Raw genomic sequence first — 23561 nt, forward strand, 5'->3', positions numbered from 1 at the left:
ACATACCTATTTTAGAGGCGTACTATATGCGGCCAGAAAGTGACTGCTTTCTGCGTCTTGTTATAAAAATATTTAAGGTCAAACAATGAATGCTTGGTACCTCATTTGTTTTCTTTCAGCATTAGCTATTTTTATTGCTTTTGCTAACCAATTCATCCTCAAAATGCAAACTACAATTGCTATAACAACAGGTTCTGTTGTTATTTCTCTACTTCTTATACTTGCCGTTAAAATGCTTGGTGATACCACCGCCCTCGAAATGACTCAAGTTGTCTCCAGTATCAACTTTAATCAGTTGCTATTAAAAGGGATGCTCGGCTTTTTGCTGTTCGCGGGTGCGCTAGAAATCAACTTAGCAGCCCTTCGAAAGCAACGGTGGGAAATTACCGCATTAGTATTATTTTCAACCATTACCTCAACGGTTATCGTTGGTTACTTAAGCTATTATTTGTTTGCTTTTGTTGGCTGGCCAGTACCGTTTATTTACTGTTTATTGTTTGGTGCTTTGATCAGCCCAACCGACCCGATTGCAGTGTTAGCCATTATTAAACAAATGCGAGCCCCAGAAGGTATTTCTGTGCAAGTTGAAGGTGAGTCTTTGTTTAATGATGGTATTGGTTTGGTGATTTTCACAACGATATTTTCAGTGGCCTTTTATGGCACCGAAGCCACCTTTACTGACGTTGCAGAATTGTTTTTAGTTGATGCAATTGGCGGTATCGTGTTTGGTCTGGTGATTGCGTTAGTCGGGCATTTTTTAATTATTAATAGCCGCGATGTGAACATTCGTTTGCTACTAACCCTGACCATTCCAACAGCCGGCTTTGCAGCAGCAAATATTTGGGAAATCTCAGGTGCCCTTGCTATGGTCACCAGTGGTATCTTACTTGGCAATATTACTCGTTCAAAAGCAACAGAGCGTACCGGGCCTGAAGATACTCGCTACGTGAAAGACTTTTGGCATGCCACAGATAGCTTTTTAAATGCCTTGCTGTTTTTGATCATCGGAATGCTAATTGTCACTATGCCTATTACTCTTGAAGAAATTGGCTTAGGTTTACTCATGGTGCCTGTGGTGTTGTTGGCTCGTTTTTTAAGTGTAGGCACGCCATTTGTATTCTTTAAAAAGTACCGCCAGTACGATAAGCACTCAGTGAAAATACTCACTTGGGGTGGCTTACGGGGTGGTTTAGCGCTGGCAATGGCAGCTGCCATCCCACGCGATCAAGTAATGATCGCAGGCTCTGATTTACATGACTTGATTGTTATTGTCACTTATGTGGTGGTGATCTTTTCGATTATCGTACAAGGTTTGACAATATCGCCGTTGATCCAAAGCAGTATTCAATCAGCAGAAGCGAAAAATTAAGCACTGATTTTTACTTTAAAGGCTCGATTATCGAGCCTTTTTTTGTGCTTTATCGGCATACATTCGTGCGTCTGCAACAGCAAGTAATTTAGTCAGCGAGCAAGGCTGCTGATCTGAAAAATCGGCAATGCCATAGGAAAAGCTAAGTTCAACCTGGTTATTAAAACTATTAGGTAAGTGACTGAATGATAAAAATAAACGCTGCATAATAGCCTCGCAATCACTGGTATTTAAATCTGTAAACAAAATTACAAACTCATCACCGCTCAACCGCGCATATAAATCCGCTTTGCGACAGCAGCTTTCCAGCAACCTTGCAAAATCTTTTAGCAACCGATCGCCTGCAGCATGACCGAACTGGTCGTTAATTGCTTTAAAGTTATCTAAATCTATAAATACCAATTTTGCTTTTAAATGCTGGCGAATGCATAAATCAAGGTAATGTTCAGCTGTGCTAATAAAACCCCGACGATTGGGTAATAAGGTAAGCTCATCTGTGGTTGCTAATTGCATAACCGCAAACTCACGCTCGACAATTGCTGCAAAGTCTTTTAAAACTTTAGTATCTTTATTGTTAAAACTGCGAGGTTGGTGATCAATAAGGCACAAAGTGCCAATTCTATTTCCTGATTTAAGTGTGATTGGGCAACCTGCATAAAAACGAATATTTGGGTCACCCATTACCAGCGGGTTATCTGCAAAACGTTTATCGTTTAAGGCATTTTCAACCACTAGGGGGTCTTTATATAAAATTGCATGGGCGCAAAAAGAAATGTCTCTTGCAGTCTCTGTCACATCTAACCCCACACATGACTTAAACCACTGTCTATGCTCGTCAATTAAGCTAATGACACAAATTGGCACAGAGAAAAACTGTTGGGCAAGGCGAGTGATTCGGTCAAAGGCGGGGTCGCTCTGAGAGTCTAATACATCCAAAGAGCGAAGCTCTTCAAGCCTTGCTTGCTCATTTAACGGCACTGCTGGTCGTTCCATTAGATTGCCTTTTGATCAAAATCACATGTATTTCTTAACCCTAGCAGAAAAAAATGGTCTATTGCATACAAACAATTTCTTAAATTTCTGCTATGCCCATGTATCTAGGTGTTTATTACCCTCTTCATCTTCTTCTATGGCATTTTTACCGCTTTTATCATCTTTTTTAGCAGCTTTTTTTCGTCGCTCTATTTCTCGTTTTTGGCGTTTTTCAAGTTCAATTCGCTGCACGTTCGCATCTTTTACGCCCGCAATGTGAAATGCGCCTTTACTTTCTAACTGTAGCCGTGTAATTCGACCTAAAAAGGGGATCATGATATCCATTTGTACCTCCTATCTATCCATTTATTATCGGCGGTTATAGCATATACTTTAATTTCGCAAAAAAATGCTTGCCAAATATTAGCAAAGCATGTTTATCTATATACGTAACTTATTTAAACAGATTTACGCACTGGTTTATACAAACGAGTGCAATACAGGAAAAATTATGCGCTTCAATCTGACAACTATCCATCATCACCATCATTCACCGGAATAGCCTGTCAGGTTTTTCGCTGAGAGGTTATTCCTAAAAGGAACCTCTGGCGAGCAATCAACCAAATTATTTATTTTCGCCCTGAGGTTCCCTCGGGGTTTTTAGTTTTTGAATTAAAGGAAAATGAATAATGAGCAATACCAACCGTTTACGAATCGCCATCCAAAAGGGCGGCCGCTTATCAAAAGACTGCCAAGAGTTGCTAAAACAACTTGGTGTGAAATTAAATCTTCGTGAACAACGTTTAATCGCACACTCCACCAATATGCCAATTGATGTACTGCGTGTACGCGATGACGATATTCCGGGCCTAGTAATGGACGGTGTGTGTGATCTGGGTATCGTTGGTGAAAACGTACTTGTTGAAGTACAAGCCGAACGCGAACGTCAAGGTGTGGAATTCGAAGTAAACAAACTTTCTAAGCTTGATTTTGGTTACTGTCGCCTTGCACTTGCATGGCCGCAAGAACTTGGTCCACAAGATAAAAGCTGGTTCGAAGGTAAACGCATTGCCACTACCTACCCAGAAATCTTAAGCCAATACCTAAAACGCGAAGGTATTAACGCAAGCACAGTTATGTTAACGGGCTCTGTTGAAGTTGCGCCGCGTGCTGGTTTAGCTGATGCAATTTGTGACTTAGTATCTACAGGTGCAACGTTAGAAGCAAACGGCTTAATGCAAGGCGATACCATCTTAGAATCAAACGCATGTTTAATTCAAAACAAGAATCTAACTGATCAAAGCAAACTTGATTTAATCAATACGCTAATGCCGCGTTTACGTGGTGTACGCCAAGCAAAAGAAAGTAAATACATCATGCTACACGCACCAAAAGCAAAGCTTGATGAAGTATGCGACTTACTACCTGGCACAGGTCAACCAACTTTACTATCGCTTGCTGGTAGCGACGATTATGTTGCGCTACATATGGTTAGCAGCGAAACCCTTTTCTGGGAAACAATGGAACAGTTAAAAGCACTAGGTGCTAACTCAATTCTTGTTATGCCAATTGAAAAAATGATGGAGTAATTATCCATGTTTCGCTGGAATGAGGAAAATCAACAAGCACAGCAGGCGGTACTTACCCGCCCTGCTGTTACTGCAAGTAAAGAGGTTGAAGCAATTTGCATCGACATCTTAAATGCAGTTAAAACACAAGGTGACGCAGCGTTATTAAAGATGGCAACAGAGTTTGATAAGCGCGAAACACCGCGCTTATTAGTGCCAGTTGAAGAAATAAACCAAGCTGAGCAGCTATTATCAAACGAGTTAAAAGCTGCCATCGAAACGGCCTATGCCAATGTAAAACGTTTTCACCAAGCACAATTACCTAAAGACATTAAGTTAACAACGCAACCTGGCGTATTGTGTGAACTTAAATATCAAGCCATTGAAGCGGTAGGTATTTACGTGCCAGGTGGTAGTGCGCCACTGCCATCGTCAGTAATTATGCAAGGGGTGCTTGCACAGTTGAGTGGTGCACAAACCGTTGTGCTTACTACACCTGTGAAAGCCGATGAAACTATCAACCCTGCCATTTTATATGCGGCAAAACTATGTGGTATTAAAACCATTGTAGAAAGTGGCGGCGCCGGAGCGATTGCAGCGATGGCTTACGGTACAGAATCAGTGCCTAAAGTGAACAAGATTTTTGGCCCGGGAAATAGCTTTGTCACCATGGCAAAACAACTTGTTGCGCAAACTATTCCAGGTATGGCGATTGATATGCCAGCGGGCCCTTCTGAAGTGCTAGTGATTGCTGATGAGCGTGCAAACCCAGACTTTATTGCGGCAGATTTATTATCGCAAGCGGAGCACGGTGCAGATTCACAGGTTATTTTACTGTGTAACAGCGAACGCATTATTGAAAAAACACAGCAAGCATTAACAGAGCAGCTAGCAAAATTAAGTCGTAAAGACACTGCCGAGCAAGCCCTTGCTAACTCAAGCTTGATATTAGTCGACTCGGTTGATCAAGCCTTTGCAGTGTCTGCTCAATATGGTCCAGAGCACCTTATTCTACAGCTTGCTGATGCGCAGCCTTATTTAAGCTTAGTGAAAAATGCCGGTTCAGTATTTGTGGGTGATTACACTCCGGAGTCTGCCGGAGACTATGCATCGGGTACGAACCACGTACTACCAACGTATGGTTACAGTGCGACCTATTCGAGCTTAAACTTACTGGACTTCTTTAGAACTTACACAGTGCAAACCATCAGTAAAAATGGCTTACGTGAATTATCTAAAGCAATTTTACCTTTGGCCGCAGCAGAGGGGCTTGATGCTCACGCTAATGCTGTTTCAATTCGTCTTGAGGCTATGAACAATGAGCGATAATTCAAAAATAACAACGCTGTTGCCAGATAACATTGCAGCGCTTACAGCCTATAGTTCAGCGAAAAGTGAAAAACTAACAGGCACAACGTGGTTAAATGCCAATGAAAGCCCGTATTCACGTACGCCAAATATCAATTTAACGGATTTAAATCGCTACCCTGATCCGCAGCCTCAGCAAGTGATCAATCGTTACGCTTGCTATGCTAATTTGGAGCCAGAGCAAGTATTGATGACTCGTGGAGCTGACGAAGGTATTGAGCTATTAGTACGTACTTTTTGTAGTCCTGCTAAAGATAGCATTGCACTCTTTTTGCCAACTTACGGCATGTACAAAGTCACTGCTGATACCCACAACATCTCGATTAACGGTTTAACTCAAGAGCTGTTATTAAAAGGCACAGTTGATGAGATTGTCACTGCGGTTGCTGATTCAAAGCTGGTGTTTATTTGTAATCCAAATAACCCTACCGGCAGCATAACAAGCCTAGAAAAAATCAGAAAAATCACCCAACAACTTGCGGGTAAAGCGATTGTCGTGGTGGATGAAGCTTATATAGAATTTTGCCCAGAACAAACAGCGGCAAGCCTGATCAACGAGTTTAGTAACCTTGTGGTACTAAGGACTTTATCAAAAGCATTTGCACTTGCAGGTTTAAGAACAGGGTTCACCTTAGCCAACAGCAAGCTACTTGCGCCTATTCGTAAAGTGATTGCGCCTTACCCTGTATCAACGGTGGTGGCGAGCATTGCCGCAGATGCATTAAGTAGCGACAACATCGCTTCAATGCGCCGTCAGGTGACAATTCTAAATAGCTTAAAAAACAAACTAAAAAGTTGGCTCGAGCAATCACCTGCCGTTATCAAAGTACTGAGCGGTGAAGGTAACTTTGTCACTTTAAAATTAAAAGACAAACAATCATTTAATATCGCACTTGAGCAAGGACTCGTGATGCGTGCCTTCACTTTATATGGCGAAGATGATTGGTTACGAATTTCTATCGGTAACGAGCAAGAACTAGAACAAGTAAAAGTTTGGTTAGATGGCTTATCACTGACCAGTAAAACAGTAGAACAGGAATTATCATGAGCAACCCGTATTTATTTATTGACCGCGATGGCACGATTATCGAAGAGCCTATCACCGACAAACAGGTTGATAGCCTCGAAAAATTAGTGTTTTTGCCGAATGTGATCCCTGCTCTATTACAACTTCAAGCGGCAGGTTACCGCCTTGTTATGGTTTCAAACCAAGATGGTTTAGGCACTGATAGCTTCCCGACCGCTGATTTTGATATTGCTCAAGACAAGATGATGGATATCTTAAACAGCCAAGGGATTAAATTTGATGACGTTCTGATCTGCCCGCACTTTGATGAGCAAAATTGTGACTGCCGTAAACCAAAAACTGGTTTACTTACTGAGCTTATGCGCTCGGGTAAAGTCGATTTAGCACGCTCATTTGTGATTGGTGACCGCCAAACTGATATTGGACTTGCCAATAACTTATGCTGCGAAGGCATTTTGTATGACGGCAGCTGGGATGCCATTGTCACTAAGCTGACAACAGCTAACCGTGAAGGCCGTGTCACTCGCAACACCAAAGAAACGCAAATCGATGTGCAAGTTAATTTAGACCAAACAAAAAATGGCGAAATTAGCACTGGCCTTGGCTTTTTCGATCACATGCTTGACCAAATTCGTACACACGCCAATATCGGACTTAATATTCAAGCCACTGGCGACTTACACATTGATGAGCACCACCTAGTTGAAGATATCGGCATTGCACTTGGCCTTGCCCTTAAACAAGCGCTAGGTACAAAAACGCAAATTGGTCGCTATGGTTTTGCACTCCCTATGGATGAATGTAAAGCAGAAGCGCAAATTGACTTATCAGGCCGTGCCTCATTTGTATTAAACGCCGATTTTAGCCGTGAAAAAGTGGGCGACTTAGACGTGCAAATGGTTGAACACTTCTTTAAAAGCTTAAGTGATAATGCCGCCATGAGCCTTATTTTGTCGGTTAGCGACGGTAACTGTCATCACCAAGTTGAAGGCTTATTTAAAGCGTTTGCAAGAGCACTTCGCGCTGCGATTGCAAAAGATGCCACACAACAAACTGCCAGCTCTAAGGGGTGTTTATGATTGCCATAATTAATACCGGTTGTGCCAACATTAACTCAGTTCGTTTTGCCTTTGAGCGCTTAGGGAAGACGCCAGAGGTGATCACCTCCCCTGAACAACTGAAAGGCTTTGAACGTGCGATTTTACCCGGCGTAGGTCATGCTTCTGTTGCCATGAAGCGTTTAAAAGACGGTGGTTGGCAGCAAGCAATTGATGAATATCAACGCCCGCTAATGGGCATTTGTTTAGGCATGCAATTACTTTGCGACAGCACAGAAGAAGGCAATGTTGATTGCCTTGGCAAAATTCCGGGTGTTGTTAAGCACTTAGATGTGGGCACATTAACCTCACCACACATGGGGTGGAATGACCTAAGCGTGTTAAAAGAGCATGCCCTTACCAAAGGGTTATCGGCGCAAGATCAAGTGTACTTTGTGCATAGCTTTGCTCACACAGTGAACGATGCCACCCTAGTTAGCGGTGAATACGGGCAAGCTTTTTCAGCAATTGTTGCTAAAGATAACTACGCAGGCATGCAGTTCCACCCAGAGCGAAGCGCCAAAGTAGGCACGCGACTTTTACAAAACTTTTTAGATTGGCAGCTGTAAGCGCAGCAAAAAATAAGAGAAATAAACGTGATTATTCCAGCACTCGATGTATTACAAAACCAAATTGTGCGCTTATACCAAGGTAAGTATGATACAGCACAATTTTACCCTTACGAACTTAGCGCTCGCCTACAAGAGTATGCAAACAGCGGCGCAGGCAAACTGCACTTAGTTGATTTAGAAGGCGCGCGCGATCCAAATAAAAAACAGTGGCAGCATATTCAAGCTGCAACCAAAGCGCTTAATGTGCCTTATCAAGTGGGCGGTGGTATTCGCTCAGAGCAAGATGTTGCTGACTGGCTTGAAGCCGGTGCTAATCAAGTCGTGATCGGCTCAATGGCCGTTGAAAAGCGCGAACAAGTAAAGGCGTGGATTGAAAAATTTGGCAGCTCTCACTTTGTTATCGCACTAGATGTAAATAAAACTGACAACGGCTGGGCACCCGCAACACATGGTTGGTTAAGTGAATCTGAGTTTGGTTTGTTCGAACTTGTTGATTTTTACGTGGCACTGGGTGTAGTTGATTTTCTGTGTACTGACATCAGTAAAGACGGCACCATGACCGGTCCTTCGTTTGCACTTTATGAAGATTTAACCAACCACAACAGCGAGATTAAAGTTCAAGCTTCAGGTGGTGTAAGCTCACTGGATGATATTGCAAAGCTGAAAAAACTGGGCGTTGGCGGTGTTATCTTAGGTAAATCATTGCTCGATGGTGCCTTTAATGTTGAGGAGGCGTTAGCATGTTATCAAAACGCATAATCCCTTGTTTAGATGTAAAAGACGGCCAAGTTGTTAAAGGCGTTAAATTTAAAGGCCATGAAGTGGTTGGTGATATCTTAACGCTTGCTAAAGCTTACAGCGATGCCGGTGCAGATGAGCTGGTGTTTTATGAAATCAGTGCCAGCGTCGAAAAACGCCTACTTGATGTTAATTGGGTAGAGAATATTGCACGCCACATTGATATTCCATTTTGTGTGGCAGGCGGCATTAAATCTGTTGCCGATGCAGCACGTGTTTTAGAACGTGGTGCAGATAAAATCAGTATTAATAGCCCTGCAATTGCTCGCCCAGAGCTTATCAAAGAATTACACGATGAGTTTGGTAAACAATGCGTAGTTGTGGGTATTGATAGCTTTTATGATAAAAACACTGGCGAGTATTTAGTCTACCAGCTGACTGGCGACCCAAATGCATCAAGCCGTACTCGCTACAAAACCGAAGAATGGGTTAAGCGCGTGCAAGACCTAGGTGCTGGTGAAATCGTGCTCAATTGTATGAACCAAGACGGCGTGCGTAAAGGCTACGACAATGTTCAGCTATCAAAAATGCGAGCACTGTGCGATATTCCTCTGATTGCTTCAGGTGGAGCAGGGACGATGCAGGACTTTGTTGATGTATTTAAACAAAGCCAAGTCGATGGCGCGCTCGCTGCCAGCGTATTTCACAAGAACGTCATTGATATTGGCGAACTAAAACAATTTTTAACTGATAATAATGTAGCGGCAAGACTATGCAATTAACCAAAGATACTCTTTCTCAAGTCGACTTTGCCAAAAGCGAATTGATCCCAGCTATCGTGCAAGACGCACGCTCTGGTGTCATTTTAATGCAGGGCTTTATGAATCAAGATGCATTAGCTGCCACTTTCGACAAGCAAAAAGTAACCTTTTACTCGCGTTCTAAAGAGCGTTTATGGACCAAAGGCGAAACATCAGAAAACTACCTTGAAGTCGTCTCTGTACACACCGACTGTGATTACGACTCACTATTAGTACTGGCAAACCCACTTGGGCCAACATGCCACCTTGGTACACAAAGCTGCTTCGGCGATGATGCTAAACCTAGCTTGTCGTTTTTAGCTGAGCTTGAACAAGTGATTGTCTCACGTAAAGACGATGATCCAAGTAAAAGCTACACAGCGTCTTTGTTTGCAAAAGACTTAAGCCGTAGTTGCCAAAAAGTGGGTGAGGAAGGCGTTGAAGTTGCCCTTGCAGCCATGAAGCATGATAACGATGAATTAACCAATGAATCGGCAGACTTACTGTATCACTTAACCGTGTTATTACAGCGCCAAGGCCTATCATTGGCTGATGTGGTGAGCTGTTTACAAGGTCGCCATAAGTAATTGAAGTTTAGTTAGGTGCACCTTTTTAGATGCACCTTTTTAGGTGCATCTTTTTTAGTATTTCTTAAATCCACTCTTATCTACCCTGTGCTTTAAAACATCACGGGTAAAGTCATGTTCACTAAAGCCTTTAAGTCCTGCAAGGTCACCTCCTCACATATAGTGTGATTTTAGAATCCATTGCAACAACAGTAAAAACGTGAATTGATGGGCAACTTAAAATAAATGCAATAAATTCAACAATATATATAATTTCATTATTTGATTAGTAAGTCTAATTATGGTCTAATTCAATTGAAAAGGACAAAGAAGAAGGATTCTTATCATGAATAAAATTTCATTATCAATTGCTACCCTTTTAGCGATTGCATCAACATCAGCATTTTCACAAACAATTACTTTTACTGGCTCTGCGCATTGTAGTGAAGATACTGTGAAAAAAACTTCAGCTATAAACGAGCTAATTGCTTCAAATGGCGATTTATCAGCACTAAAAGAACTCTCTTTAGAAAATGTTGGCGCAACCGCTAACGGATACTTTATTTTCAACCCAACATTTTCAAGAACTTCACGTTACTTCAATTGTGCAATTCCATTGAACGATAACATTGGTCAATACCAACTAACAGTTCACGGTACTACTCAAGGTTTAAATAACTCTTTTGGTGGTTGCTCAATTTCACAGATTAAAAAAGTAAATGATGGCAACAGTGAAGTATGGCTTAAATATAGGACTGGACAGGGTTTTGATTGGATTAGCATATCTGATCTAAATAACTCATCTAAACAAAGTGTTAATTTCACAACAAGTTTAGATAATAATTATCAAGACAATTCTATTCTTTCATTGACATGTAGAACAACTTGGCAGCAAGGAACTGTTTCAGTTGGTCAAATAGAAATAAATTATTAAACTAAAAATTTGTCCTTTTTAGTAGGGCTTGATGATTCAAGCTCTACTTAATCGTGTATATCAGAATGTTAGTCTTATTAAATGTTCTATTTCGTACATAGAAAATACAGGTACATTTATTAATCCCACTTATCGCAGTACTTTGTAATTATTAGCCTTAACCTTAGAATTCATAAGTTCAGCCTATTATTTTTATAAAAAATTTTTAAACCCTTTAAACCTTTTTTATCAGCACCTGCGACTAAGCTAATAACACAACAGATATGAAAGGGAAGAACCATGTTAAGTACAGTAAAAACACTCTCACTCATTGCCGCAAGCTTATTATCAGCACAAACATTTGCTTGGGGTGATATGCCTCTACAAGCAACGAAAAACCTAACGCTAGATGCAGCCTCATTAAGCGCTTTAAAAGTAGAAGCAGGCTCTGGTTTTTTACACATTACCGGTAGTGACAGTGATGAAGTAACCGTTAAAGCCGAGATTTATCAAGAAAAGCCTCATGATGAATACTGCTTAGACCTTAAAGCTAAAGGCAATAACGCAGCACTTAGTGCAGGCCAGTGCGATTACCACACCAATAAGCAAACTCGCATTGATTTAACCGTTGCGATCCCTCGCTCATTTAATGTAAATGTACATGATGGCTCTGGTGAAATTATCATTAGCAAAGTCGCTGATACAGTGATCAACGATGGTTCAGGTTCAATTACCGCAAATGACATTACAGGCACATTAGAAATCAATGATGGTTCGGGTAGCATAGAGGCACGTAATATCAGCCGTGATATTAAAATTCATGACGGCTCAGGTAATATTGATGTTGCCAACGCACAAGGCAATATCGAAGTACACGATGGTTCTGGTGGTATCGACTTAAATGATATTTCGGGTGATGTTGTCGTTTCAGATGGCTCAGGCAGCATTCGCGTTGACACCGCAGCAAACTTTGAGTTACTAAGTGATGGTTCTGGCTCAGTAAAAGTGACCAACATTGCTGGTAAAACTAAAATGTAAGCCTGCGCTTTTACCATATATGCAACTAAAATGCCCTCCTTTACGAGGGCATTTTGCTTTGTAATCACCAATCTTTATTAGCATTTTTACAAGGGCTTAGGTATCCTTTAGGAAACGTTTAAGGAACTGCTATTTAAAAGGATAGCCTGATATGAAAAAGCCACTCGCCGCCTTACTAACTGGCCTTGTTTTAACCGGTTGTATAGGACTAACAACTGAACAACAAGCGGCCATTGATAACTTAACCCCTTGCGAGAAAATTAACGCCCTATTAGGTGCTTACGACAACCGCTTTGAAGGCTTAAAACGTAGCCGTGTAAATACTAAATACATGGAAACATGGACAGCGAAATACAACCTTATTGCCGATAACTGTCAAATCACGGCGCTTGATAAAGACAATGTTACCTACCGCTGTGTAGGCAACTACGAACAACAGCAACAAGCTGTTGCCGATCACACCCGTGCGGTTAATTTTACCCAAGCTTGTTTAGCAAGTAATAACTGGCATCAAACACAAAAAGAGTCTGCTGAATCGCTACGCACCACGTTTGTACTTGACGAAAACAACCCTGTTATCTCAATTCATTCGGGTAAAACCCTATCGCGTAAACAGCCTTGGTCTACTACCCTTGAAATTGGTAAGCCAATTGAAGGCAAGTAATACACTTAGGAAGGCTAATAGCGATTAGCCTTCACATCACTATGACACACTCAAAAATACCAACCAGCCAATACAAAACAGATTGCATCGGTCAATGTCATCGCCTAAATGGTTATTGCACTGGCTGTGGTCGCAGTAATGATGAGATTTTTGATTGGATCATTTTATCCGAGCAAGAAAAGCAAGCGATTTTAAACACTCCTCGCCCTGACATAAAAGCGAAATAGTTCTGACACCCAAGCGTCATTAAAGCTTGTTAGCCTGATTCAAACTGACCATCAGGTAACGATAATGACCGCTATTTTTGTAATCAACTTAGCAAGTTCTACTGAACGATTGAACCGTGTAAGCCATGAACTCAACGCACAGAATTTGGCATTTGAACGCCTTGATGCAATTGATGGTAGAAAGCTGTCCGATACAGCAATTGCCCAGCATTACAGTGCTGATTTAAACTTAAAAAAATACCATAAACCATTAAGTAAAGGTGAAATTGGCTGCTACCTGAGTCACAGAAAAGCATGGCAAACCATTGTCGATAGGCAATTAGATTACGCGATTATTTTAGAAGATGACTTTGTTCTCGACCGCTCAATTCACAGTGCAATTGAAAACATAAATACATTAAAACAGCCTTGGCAGCTAATAAAGTTAGCGGCTTATAAAGACCGTAATCGCGACATTGCTTTTACAAAACCCCTTGCCGATGAGCAACATTTAGTTATTCATAAAAAGCTTATGTCTGGCTGCTGTGCTACGGCTGTTAGTTTTGAAGGTGCAAAAGCGCTATTACGAGCCACTGCCGAATTTGGCCGCCCCGTTGACTGCGATTTACAACATGTGTGGGAAACCGGTGTTTATGGGTATTCTTTACTGCCCTATCCGGTATCACAACCCGATAATTCACAAAGCGATATTCGTGATAGATCAAGCAAAGTTAAAAAGTCGTTTTGGCGACGTAAAAAGCAGCAACTTCGCAGTGCACTATTAAACGCACAATACACTAAGCAATTTGTAAAAGCGCAGCAAACACCGAGCAAAAAGAAAGGAGCCGCAGCTCCTCTCTTACCAATCAAAAATCATTAACGATTTATTTAGCTTGGCTGTTATTTAGCTTGATTTGGGTGGTCAACACCCATCCATGCTTTAAACAATGCCATTTGAGCTGGTGTTGCATCTTTTAATGCTTTGACCTTTTTCTCTTTATCAAAGTCTTCGCTAAGTGTTAGCGTTGTGCTTTGCAGTGCATCGCGTCTAATGAAGTCAACAGTCACTGTGTCGCCTGCTTTAAACGTTTCGAGGCTGGCTGTTAAATCTTTACCCACATGCTTTTTGTTAAACGCCACAATTTTGTCATCTGTCGTTAAGCCCGCTTGCCATGCAGCGCCACCACGGCGAACATGAGTTAGGGTGAGTAACTCACCGCTGTTTTTTGCAAACGAATCAATACTCGGTACTGATTTTGCGCCTTCTGGGCGAATTAAACCTAAGCCTACTTTTGCAAGTAACAAATCAAAGTCGATAGCAGCTGGCTCGTCCACATTCGATTGCCACCAAGCACTGTAATCACGACCAGTTAGCTCTTTTAAAATCGCTTGAACATCATCTGGCGTAAAACCATCTGGTAAACGGTGCTTATTATAAAGCGCACGGTGAACATCGCGGTAACTAATTTTGCCATCGCTTTTTTCTAGCAAATCAATATCGAGTGCCATTGAAATCAACGCACCTTCTAAATAGATATTAGTGCTGTAGTTGCGAGCGTGGTCGCCGCCTTGATTAATCCACTTATCAAAACTGGTTTCAGTTGCGCTTTGTACTTCACGACCCGGTGTTTGTAGGTGGCGATTAACGGTTTTTGTTAACGTACCGAAGAACTCATCGGTTGTTTCAATACCAGCGCGCACCATTAAGTGATCTTCAAAGTAGCTGGTTGAGCCCTCAGCAATCCATAATGTTTTCGCATAGTTAATATTGGTGTAGTCGTACGGTGCGATACCTTTAGGGCGGTATGCTTTTACGTTCCAAGTATGAATAAATTCGTGTGCTGCGGTGCTGATAAACGCAAGGTAATCTTTACGAGAACCAAAACGGTCACGTGGGCGCTGGATAATTGTTGAGTTTAAATGCTCTGTTGCACCGCCTGCACCTGACGTAGCATGTACCATAAATACATAACGCTCATACGGGTAGTTATCCCAAATTACGTTGCCCGTTGTCACTAGCTTTTTAAGGTCAGTTAGCATTTGATCTACATCGTAGTTGCCTTCACCCCAAATAACGAGTTCATATTCACGACCATCAACAGTGAACTTGTGTAGTTCATTGATACCCGTTTCGATTGGTGAATCAACTAAAATATCGTAATCAGCGGCCTTAAAGCTGTGTTTAGAACCCGCATTTTCCATACCCGATACTGAGCGCCATTCTTTTGGTACATTTAGCTCAACTTTAACTGGGTCTTGGCGGAATGATTCGCTGAACATGAAAAAGCCAGAAGCATCAATGAAGGCATGGCTATCATCAATATGACGAGCACGTTTACCTAGCTCGTTAGCGTAAACTTGGTAATCTACATTGACTTGAGTAGGTTCGTTTAGGTGAACACGCCACGTGCTGTGGTCAATTTTTTCCCACTTTAATGCCTTACCATCATCATCTTTTGCTTCGAAAAAGCGCACACCATTGGCAAGATTTAAAATTTCGTAACGGCCAGTACGCCAAGCTGGAAGTTTAATATCTAAATGCGCTTGTGCTGTTTGCGGAAATTCAACACTTACATTACCTAAATGGTGCTCTGGCTGAGTGATAGACAGTGAGTAGTTCACATCTGCAAACGCACTGCTAGAACAGGCCGCCAAAATAGACATGGCCAAAAACTTTTTCATAACAACTCTTTTTATTACTATCAAAATTACGAAATAGACTAACAATTGCGATAAAGAATGTGAATTAAAAACCGATAAACAGCCATTGCAACAAGTTTGATAGACAAAATAGCTAAGTTTTTGACTTGGAACCTACATTTCGTACTATTTTGTTGTAAACTTAGCTTATAGACAGTTGATTAATAACGGCGGTATTACTCGGTGCAGCAACAGCATGATCTTCTTAATAAAAAGTTAAAACAAGCAATCGATGCCCGGACGGTTGTTGAGGATGCACGCAAACACCAAGTTGAGGTTCTTTCTCAGTTTGCTGCAAAGTTATCTCTAAGTTGTAAGGGCTTAGATATTGAGTTAGATAATCGCCTCGCTAAGTTTAGAAGTGCTCTGAAAAAAGGGGTTGATTTTAACCTTCTTTCACCTTTTATTGATGATGTTCTAGGGCTATTAAAACACCAAGAAGCAAAGCAAATTGCTTTACAACGCGAACTTAACAACAGTGTTACTGATGCAGGAAAGCAGCTACAAAAAGTAAAAGGTTTACCGGATGATGCCCGTCGTTCTTTACGCCATTTGCTTGATCATGAGTTAAATAACATCCAATCTAACCATGACTTTATCCCTTTATTATCTAAGCTGGTAATAATTTATCATCAAGCTTTACAGGCAAAGCTTTCGACAAAAAGTGAAACTGAATCACAAATAAAACCCGAGCTTGCAGCCGAACTACTTAACCTAGCAAATGATCTCGTTTTAGAGGATGAAAGCGCTGAACAAATCAAAGCAGTAAAGAATAACATTACACATAACGACTGTATTGATGATTTACTTGATTCTGCTCTAAAAATTATCACGATTATTACTCGTAATATGAGTAAAGAGCGTCAATCAGCACAGAGTTTTTTGATCTCTTTAAATCAAACAATTGAAGATTTACATCATTCAATTGTTTCAACCAGTAAACATTCTGAGTCACTTAGCGCTGAGTACGAGTCGCTAAATAAGCAAATAGAAGCAAAAATTAAAAACCTTAATACTCAGACGCAACAAGCAACGTCAATATCGTCCCTCAAAGAGCTAGTCGAAGAAGAGTTAAAATCATTAAGTGATGATTTAATTGCAAAAGAAAAATTAGAACAGAGTGAAAGAGAGCATTTATTAAATAGCTTTAACGACATTAATAAAAGAATAAGTCATTTAGAAAGCAAACTCTCAACTTACAAAAAACGGTTAAATGAACAACGCTATAAAAGCTTACTTGATGGTTTAACAAAGCTACCAAACAGAGCCGCGTTCGATGAACGTTTTAATCATGAATTTCATTTATTTAACATCCAAGAGTCTGATGTGACATTTGTGGTGCTTGATGTCGATCACTTTAAATCTATTAATGATAGGTATGGCCACAGTGCTGGCGATAAAACATTGCAAGTTATTGCTAAAGCACTACAAAAATCAATTCGTAAATCAGACTTTATTGCCCGTTACGGTGGTGAGGAATTTGTGTTATTAATGACAGGCATGTCTATTGAAAATGCAGTTAGCTCTCTTGAAAAACTGCGCAAAAATATTCAGGCAATACCGTTTAAATTTAAAGATAAGCAAGTAGAAATCACTATTTCTCTTGGTGCTACCCAACTTAAAAAAGGTGATACCCCGCTGATTGCTTTTGATCGTGCCGACGATGCTCTGTACAAAGCAAAAAATGAAGGACGAAATAAAGTTTGCATTAGCAAATAAAGCCCTTATCTCAATGGTGAGGTCTTTGACACACAATGATAAAGGCTCATAGATGAGCCAGGAGAGTGCTTATGTTAAAACAACTGAATCCTACAGGTGTACTGGATTTACTATCGCAACTAGAAGTTGATCTACTCGAACAGTCATCCACCAGCGAGCGCTATAAATTATTTAGGAACTGTGTGCTCGCGGTTCTCAATGTGGGCAGCCACACCGATTCAAGCTCTGAAATTTACAATAAATACGAAGACTTTGATATTCGCTTATTAAGCCGCGAGCGTGGTATTAAAATTGAACTTGAAAACCCACCCGAATCCGCTTTTGTTGATGGCGAAATTATCACTGGTATACATGAACATATCTTCTCGGTTATTCGCGATATTCTGTTTATTTGTCAAAAATACGAAAAAGACTTAACAGAGCAAAAAACCATTACTCATATGGTATTCGACATGCTGCGAAATGCAGGCGCACTGAGAGTGAATAGTGATCCGAGCATGATAGTTTGCTGGGGCGGCCACTCAATTAACGAAGTTGAATACAAATATACAAAACAGGTTGGCTACGAACTCGGCCTTCGTGGCTTAAACATTTGTACTGGTTGTGGCCCAGGTGCAATGAAAGGCCCAATGAAAGGTGCCACCATCGGCCATGCTAAACAGCGTATTACAGATAATCGTTACTTAGGTTTAACCGAGCCAAGTATTATTGCCGCTGAGCCACCTAACCCGATTGTAAATGAATTGGTGATTTTACCCGATATCGAAAAGCGCTTAGAGGCATTTATTCGTACCGCACATGGCATTATCATTTTCCCAGGTGGTGCAGGCACTGCAGAAGAGCTGTTATACCTTTTAGGTATTTTGTTGCATCCTGATAACGAAAAACAATGTTTACCAGTGATCTTAACTGGACCTAAAGAAAGTGAAAACTACTTTATTGAGCTGTGTAAATTCGTTGAGAAAACACTCGGTAAAGCGGCGCTTGAGAAATTTGAAGTAATTATTGATGACCCTGAACGTGTGGGTAAAACACTCAAAGCGAAAATGGCTGATGTGCGTGAATACAGAAAGAGTCAAGGTGACGCTTACTACTTTAACTGGACGCTAAAAATCGACCATGATTTCCAACAGCCGTTTGCACCAACTCATGCTAATATGTCGAGCTTAGATTTACATTTAGATCAACCAACTCAGCAACTCGCAGCTAACTTACGCCGAGCATTCTCAGGCATTGTTGCAGGTAATGTTAAAGACGAAGGTCTACAAGCCATCAAACAACATGGCCGCTTTGTACTCAGTGGTGAGCCTTCGTTAATGGCTGATATGGATAAGCTGCTGGCAGCATTTGTAGATCAAGGTCGTATGAAGTTGCCTGGCAGTAAGTACATACCTTGCTATGAGATCAAAGCTTAACAGGAGACTATGTGACAACCCAATTACTTTTAATAGATGCGCTAAATCTTATTAGGCGCATCTATGCTGTTGATAGTAATCAGAGTCATCACAGTGAAGAGCATATGATAAAAGCAAGCTGTGCCCGAGTGGCACATGCTTGCAAAAAGTTACGCCAGCAAACGAATGCGACTCACGCGATTGCCGTGTTTGATGGCGAAAGAAGCTGGCGCTATCACTACTTTGAGGCATACAAAAGTACTCGCTCACCGATGCCTGACACCCTCAAGCAAAACTTATCACGCTTTAAACAAGCAATTGAAGACACTGGCATTGTGGTGTTTTCACCTGATAATGATGAAGCCGACGATATAATTGCTACTCTTGCTTACAAGGCCGCATCTAATAATGTAGCTTCGACTATCGTGTCTACCGATAAAGGGTTTTTGCCGTTTTTATCTGAACAAATAGCTATCTATGACTACTTTAAAAAGCAATACATTGAAGTTGAAGATATTAAACAGCGCTTTAATGTACCCAGGCATCGACTTGCTGATTTTTGGGCTTTGGCAGGCGATAAAACCAATGATATTCCTGGTGTTAAAGGGATCGGTAATAAGTCGGCACAGCAATTAATTAATGATTATGAGTCGATAGAAGCGGCCATAAACGACGATGAGCTAAACCCTACTCTTAAACGCAAGCTAAGCTCAGAAATGGAGATGTTTGTGATATCAAAAAACCTCGTCATGCTGCGTACTGATATTAACTTAGGCTTTAGTTTAAAGCAGCTAAGGCTCAATTAGTCGCAATCTCGTAGCACAGTTGGCCAACTGAGCGTATACTGAAAATTCGCGTTAATTTTATAGAGTTACACATGTTTAAAAAGGTTTTCCAATATCTGGTACTTGGGTTAGGTGTATATGCACTCATAGCAACCCTCGTGATCACTTTTTATAAAGATGATCCGCAAGCCATGATCTGGCAAGACCGTGAAGCCTTCAATAAGCGATATATTGCAAAGCTGTCTGTTGATAAACCTGAAAATCTAAATGCGGTGCTTGATTATTTAGGCAGCCCCGATCTAACCTATGCAAAACGCACCGAAGACAATGTTTGGCAAATAATTTTTTACCGCACTCAGCACGTTAAATCCGATGGAATAACGACAATAGACGAGTGCACGGGCCTACTTTTTAAGAATGGTCAGTTGGTGTTATGGGGGCCAAGTGCCTATGAAAGCTATCAACAAGAAACCTAAACGCTTATGATGGAAAATGTAACCCCTCGGGAGCTAGCGCGCTTATTTGATAGTACGCACCAATTACTTAAACTTTACCATCAAAAGCAAAAATGGTCTCAAATCTTCCCTTTATTAAGTAACCTTGCTGAGCGGTACTACCTATTATACCAAGCCTACCCAAAAGGGATGCAAGCGCAATTAAGCTTGTATGTAGCGAACCACGGCTACACCACAAATTTAGTCGTAAACCAATGTGTTGTAGCCTGTATTTTATGCCGTAGTCTTAATTACAACCAAGCTATTAGTGAGCAAATTATTAGTTGCTGCTTAGCTAATTACCTGTGCGTGCAATCGCAAAGTAATAAATTAGCAGCAAGTAAAGCACTCACCCCGCAAGATAAAAAACTATGGCAATGCCGTCATCAATTAGCGGCAAAACTACTAAAAGAGTCAGGCTCGCATACGCTACCTATTCAGCACTTATTAGCGCGTTTAAATAAGTATAAACAAGCACTACTAAGTGCACCAAAAATTATGATTTACGATGGTGCAACAACCTTAGTTGCTTTGGCTAATATTATTGCGATGAATACGACTTATCGCGAGTCAGGTGGGCATATAAGCGTGTACAAAGCCTTAGCTGATATATATTTGCGTACACCGAACGAATTTGCACAAAATGCCATAAAAGCTCTGATTGCGCATATTGGCCCTTACATTCCGGCCAGTGAAGTAAAATATGCCGAACAAGTACTTATCTATTTAGCGACAGATGGACATGGTCGTCATATTTTAGTCGATGTGAGTCGCCCTGAAAAAATTCGTTGGCATCGCATCAAGGCAAACTTAACTACTTGTGCTAAGCAAAGGCCTTGTAAAGATACTCGCTTGCTCTACACAGTATGGTTTAGTGAGAACATAAGTTTTGCTGAGCCACAACCAATAAATGAGCAACGTAGGCAACAATATTTAACGTTAATTAGTGCATTAAAAGTATCAAAAGAATATAGCTATCAAGGTTTAAATAAGCTTTTAAGCCCCTACCCTGAATTAATAACACAGCTCACTGTTGCCGCTAAACCCTATAATAAAGAGCAGCAAAGAGCTAAAGACTTGCGCCATTGTTTATCTATGGTCGGATACGATAACGCCCCTGCGATTATTCAAAAAGTATTGTTTCAACGCTTAGTCGCAACCACCTCTCACCCACTTTTTCAGCATATCTCTAAGCGGCTTGAAAACATGGTACGTATTATCCAAGTGTTATTTAAACACACCGATTCAATTCAATTTGAGCAGGTTGCTTTGCCATTGTATGCCTATGTTCTTTATCTTTGTGAACATCAAGCAACCAGTATTTCCCGTAAAACGGTATTTGAGCAAGCTGAAAAACAAGTGATTAGCCCTCCTCTTGGCTGTTTGTTTGGGGTTAGTCAGTTAAACCAAGAACCACTAACGGCGTATTTAAATCAACTAATTGGCGATAACAATTGGACACAGCATTTACTTGGTAGTGAGCAACATAAAAAACAAACTCTCGATATTAATGAAAAACATTGGGTCGCGATTAAGCTATTTACTTATTATGTTTTTCAGCCAAAAGCACTTTTTAGTAGTTGGCAGGAACAAATTATTTTCGATAGTTTATCGGCCGCTGGATGGCAATCAAAAGCAGATTTTTATGCATATCTCAAAAACTGTGAATTTGCAGACAATTTTTAGATTGTGTTGTTAAAAAGTGCGAAAACGTTAAATAAATATGAACTTTAGTCTATTTATAGTCAGTATTCACAGGATAAACTGGCAAAAAGCTGAATAAATTGCTATAAAAGCCGCTTAAATTTTCAAACACATCCACGTAAACCCTCTAACAAGTAAATCGCATGCTATTTCGCGATAAGTTTACGTGTTTATCTACTCATAAATAGGAAAAGTAAATGGCTAAACAAACCATCACAGTGATCAAAGGCGACGGCATTGGTCCTAGCATTATTGATTCAGCACTTGAGATCCTTAAAGCTGCAGGTTGCGATTTTGATTATGAATTCGTTGATGCTGGCCTTGCTGCCCTAGAAAAAACTGGTGAGTTACTTCCGCAAGAAACAATTGATACAATCGCGCGTAACAAGATCACTTTAAAAGGTCCATTAACAACACCAGTTGGTGAAGGTTTCACTTCGATTAACGTAACTTTACGTAAAAAGTTTGGCCTTTACGCTAACGTTCGTCCTGTTAAGTCATTTGCAGGTACAAAAGCTCGTTACGATGACATCGACATCATCACTATTCGTGAAAACACGCAAGGTATGTACTCAGGTCTTGGCCAAGTTGTTTCTGAAGATGGTAACGAAGCTGAAGCAATGTCAAAAATCACTCGCGAAGGTGCAGAAAAAATCGTTACTTTTGCATACGAACTAGCGGTACGTGAAGGCCGTAAAAAAGTAACTGCTGTACACAAAGCTAACATCCTTAAATCTACATCTGGTTTATTCTTAAAAGTGGCACGTGAAGTAGCTGAGCGTTACCCACAAATCGAATCAACCGAAATGATTGTTGATGCAACTTGTATGAAACTAGTTATGACTCCTGATGAGTTTGATGTAATCGTTACTACAAACTTATTCGGTGACATCCTATCTGACCTATGTGCTGGTCTTGTTGGTGGTTTAGGTATGGCTCCTGGCGCAAACATCAGTGAAGATGCTGCTATCTTCGAAGCTGTACACGGTAGCGCACCAGACATCGCAGGTAAAAACCTTGCAAACCCAACGTCGGTGATCTTAGCATCTATCCAAATGTTAGAGCACTTAGGTATGGGCGACACTGCAGAGCGCATCCGCAGCGCAGTTGCTGATGTTATCAAGTCAGGCGACCGTACAACTCGCGACCTAGGCGGCAGCCACGGTACTACAGACTTCACTCAAGCTGTAATTGAGCGTCTATAATAGAACACTTGTATGGGGCTAATAAACTTAGCCCTTAACCACCTAGTAAAAGCCAGTCTACGACTGGCTTTTTTATTACCCCACTTAACCAGACACCCACTTTATCTAACAAGATTTAAACACATAAAACTAGACACCCACATAAAACTAGAAAAACTAGACACCCACATTTATTCTTTCAATATACTAACCAGACATCCAATTTAATATTTCTCACTTCTCAAAATTATGACTAAACTTACACTGTTCAACTCATGGAGGAGAAGAGCATGGCAACCCCTCGTAGAAACTTAATTAGCGTTTCAAACACGCCTTATTATCACTGCATTTCACGCTGCGTTCGTCGCGCTTTTTTGTGCGGGCAAGACCCACTAACTGGTCGCTCATTTGAACACAGACGCGATTGGGTTGAAAAGAAACTACTTCAACTTGGTCGTATATTTTGTATTGACGTTTGTGCTTACGCAGTTATGAGTAACCATACTCATCTAGTACTTCATATTGATATAGCAAAAGCAAAGCGTTTGAATAATAAAGCGATTCTGATTAGATGGCACAAGTTATTTAAAAGTACATTCCTTTGCCAACGATTCTTAAATGGCGAATTGCTAACAAAAGCAGAGCTCGCTGCGGTTAATGCCAGAGTAAATTTATATCGAGAA

Annotated in this window: 24 protein-coding genes; 21 read left to right on the plus strand and 3 right to left on the minus strand. The window is 40.8% G+C overall.

Annotated features, from left to right (window positions below; genetic code table 11):
- Positions 1–85 precede the first annotated feature (85 nt).
- On the plus strand, positions 86–1369 hold the full coding sequence (locus JIG37_RS06560; protein ID WP_054552023.1) for a sodium:proton antiporter: 1284 nt from the start codon (positions 86–88) through the stop codon (positions 1367–1369).
- A gap of 27 nt (positions 1370–1396) precedes the next feature.
- Here the strand turns inward: JIG37_RS06560 and JIG37_RS06565 are convergent, their stop codons facing one another.
- Positions 1397–2362 (minus strand): sensor domain-containing diguanylate cyclase, encoded by a 966-nt coding sequence (locus tag JIG37_RS06565; protein ID WP_166340838.1) that lies wholly within the window; start codon positions 2360–2362, stop codon positions 1397–1399.
- A gap of 90 nt (positions 2363–2452) precedes the next feature.
- Positions 2453–2686 carry a hypothetical protein gene (locus JIG37_RS06570; RefSeq protein ID WP_054552021.1) on the minus strand — a complete coding sequence of 78 codons (234 nt, stop codon included), beginning with the start codon at positions 2684–2686 and terminating at the stop codon, positions 2453–2455.
- A gap of 344 nt (positions 2687–3030) precedes the next feature.
- Here JIG37_RS06570 and hisG point away from each other — a divergent pair, with 344 nt between their 5' ends.
- The 13 genes from hisG (at position 3031) to JIG37_RS06635 (ending at position 13778) form a co-directional block, all read left to right on the plus strand.
- Entirely contained in the window at positions 3031–3930 is a 900-nt protein-coding gene (hisG, locus tag JIG37_RS06575) for an ATP phosphoribosyltransferase (RefSeq protein WP_054552020.1), read from the plus strand.
- Positions 3931–3936: 6 nt separating this feature from the next.
- Positions 3937–5238 carry a histidinol dehydrogenase gene (gene hisD, locus JIG37_RS06580; protein WP_199528996.1) on the plus strand — a complete coding sequence of 434 codons (1302 nt, stop codon included), beginning with the start codon at positions 3937–3939 and terminating at the stop codon, positions 5236–5238.
- The gene (hisC, locus tag JIG37_RS06585) at positions 5228–6325 is read left to right on the plus strand and encodes a histidinol-phosphate transaminase (protein ID WP_199528997.1); all 1098 of its coding nucleotides are present in this window, start codon (positions 5228–5230) and stop codon (positions 6323–6325) included. Before hisD ends, hisC begins: the two co-directional genes overlap by 11 nt.
- Positions 6322–7383 (plus strand): bifunctional histidinol-phosphatase/imidazoleglycerol-phosphate dehydratase HisB, encoded by a 1062-nt coding sequence (gene hisB, locus JIG37_RS06590; RefSeq protein ID WP_199528998.1) that lies wholly within the window; start codon positions 6322–6324, stop codon positions 7381–7383. Before hisC ends, hisB begins: the two co-directional genes overlap by 4 nt.
- Positions 7380–7970, plus strand: a complete 591-nt coding sequence (gene hisH / locus JIG37_RS06595) for an imidazole glycerol phosphate synthase subunit HisH (protein ID WP_054552016.1) — start codon at positions 7380–7382, stop codon at positions 7968–7970. Before hisB ends, hisH begins: the two co-directional genes overlap by 4 nt.
- A 27-nt stretch (positions 7971–7997) precedes the next feature.
- A complete protein-coding gene (locus JIG37_RS06600; RefSeq protein ID WP_199528999.1) occupies positions 7998–8732 on the plus strand; it encodes a 1-(5-phosphoribosyl)-5-[(5-phosphoribosylamino)methylideneamino] imidazole-4-carboxamide isomerase in 735 nt (244 codons plus the stop codon).
- Positions 8714–9493 (plus strand): imidazole glycerol phosphate synthase subunit HisF, encoded by a 780-nt coding sequence (gene hisF / locus JIG37_RS06605; RefSeq protein ID WP_199529000.1) that lies wholly within the window; start codon positions 8714–8716, stop codon positions 9491–9493. The genes JIG37_RS06600 and hisF overlap by 19 nt, the downstream gene beginning before the upstream one ends.
- The gene (gene hisIE, locus JIG37_RS06610) at positions 9484–10098 is read left to right on the plus strand and encodes a bifunctional phosphoribosyl-AMP cyclohydrolase/phosphoribosyl-ATP diphosphatase HisIE (protein WP_054552013.1); all 615 of its coding nucleotides are present in this window, start codon (positions 9484–9486) and stop codon (positions 10096–10098) included. Before hisF ends, hisIE begins: the two co-directional genes overlap by 10 nt.
- A gap of 325 nt (positions 10099–10423) precedes the next feature.
- Entirely contained in the window at positions 10424–11011 is a 588-nt protein-coding gene (locus tag JIG37_RS06615; protein ID WP_199529001.1) for a hypothetical protein, read from the plus strand.
- Positions 11012–11290: 279 nt separating this feature from the next.
- Positions 11291–12028: a hypothetical protein gene (locus JIG37_RS06620; RefSeq protein ID WP_199529002.1), complete on the plus strand. Its 738-nt coding sequence runs from the start codon at positions 11291–11293 to the stop codon at positions 12026–12028.
- Between the two features lie 151 nt (positions 12029–12179).
- A complete protein-coding gene (locus JIG37_RS06625) occupies positions 12180–12692 on the plus strand; it encodes a hypothetical protein (protein ID WP_199529003.1) in 513 nt (170 codons plus the stop codon).
- A gap of 41 nt (positions 12693–12733) precedes the next feature.
- A complete protein-coding gene (locus JIG37_RS06630) occupies positions 12734–12919 on the plus strand; it encodes a DUF1289 domain-containing protein (RefSeq protein ID WP_054552009.1) in 186 nt (61 codons plus the stop codon).
- A 64-nt stretch (positions 12920–12983) separates the two neighbouring features.
- Positions 12984–13778, plus strand: a complete 795-nt coding sequence (locus JIG37_RS06635; protein ID WP_199529004.1) for a glycosyltransferase family 25 protein — start codon at positions 12984–12986, stop codon at positions 13776–13778.
- A 20-nt stretch (positions 13779–13798) separates the two neighbouring features.
- On the opposite strand, the gene JIG37_RS06640 is transcribed toward JIG37_RS06635, so the two are convergent.
- On the minus strand, positions 13799–15580 hold the full coding sequence (locus JIG37_RS06640; RefSeq protein ID WP_199529005.1) for a PDZ domain-containing protein: 1782 nt from the start codon (positions 15578–15580) through the stop codon (positions 13799–13801).
- 201 nt (positions 15581–15781) lie between these two features.
- On the opposite strand from JIG37_RS06640, the gene JIG37_RS06645 reads away from it, so the two are divergent.
- The 7 genes from JIG37_RS06645 to JIG37_RS06675 all read left to right on the plus strand — a co-directional run.
- The gene (locus JIG37_RS06645) at positions 15782–17317 is read left to right on the plus strand and encodes a GGDEF domain-containing protein (RefSeq protein ID WP_138600731.1); all 1536 of its coding nucleotides are present in this window, start codon (positions 15782–15784) and stop codon (positions 17315–17317) included.
- 71 nt (positions 17318–17388) lie between these two features.
- Positions 17389–18732 carry a nucleotide 5'-monophosphate nucleosidase PpnN gene (ppnN, locus tag JIG37_RS06650; protein ID WP_054552005.1) on the plus strand — a complete coding sequence of 448 codons (1344 nt, stop codon included), beginning with the start codon at positions 17389–17391 and terminating at the stop codon, positions 18730–18732.
- Positions 18733–18743: 11 nt separating this feature from the next.
- Positions 18744–19517 carry a flap endonuclease Xni gene (gene xni / locus JIG37_RS06655; RefSeq protein WP_054552004.1) on the plus strand — a complete coding sequence of 258 codons (774 nt, stop codon included), beginning with the start codon at positions 18744–18746 and terminating at the stop codon, positions 19515–19517.
- Positions 19518–19588: 71 nt separating this feature from the next.
- On the plus strand, positions 19589–19972 hold the full coding sequence (locus JIG37_RS06660; protein WP_054552003.1) for a DUF3192 domain-containing protein: 384 nt from the start codon (positions 19589–19591) through the stop codon (positions 19970–19972).
- 6 nt (positions 19973–19978) lie between these two features.
- Positions 19979–21676: a hypothetical protein gene (locus tag JIG37_RS06665; protein ID WP_199529006.1), complete on the plus strand. Its 1698-nt coding sequence runs from the start codon at positions 19979–19981 to the stop codon at positions 21674–21676.
- Between the two features lie 215 nt (positions 21677–21891).
- A complete protein-coding gene (locus tag JIG37_RS06670) occupies positions 21892–22899 on the plus strand; it encodes an isocitrate dehydrogenase (protein ID WP_054552001.1) in 1008 nt (335 codons plus the stop codon).
- Positions 22900–23168: 269 nt separating this feature from the next.
- The coding region (locus JIG37_RS06675; RefSeq protein ID WP_199529007.1) for a Mobile element protein at positions 23169–23561 on the plus strand (393 nt) is incomplete at its 3' end.

The sequence above is a fragment of the Pseudoalteromonas sp. bablab_jr010 genome, assembly GCF_016464105.1.
GTDB classification, from domain to species: domain Bacteria; phylum Pseudomonadota; class Gammaproteobacteria; order Enterobacterales; family Alteromonadaceae; genus Pseudoalteromonas; species Pseudoalteromonas simplex.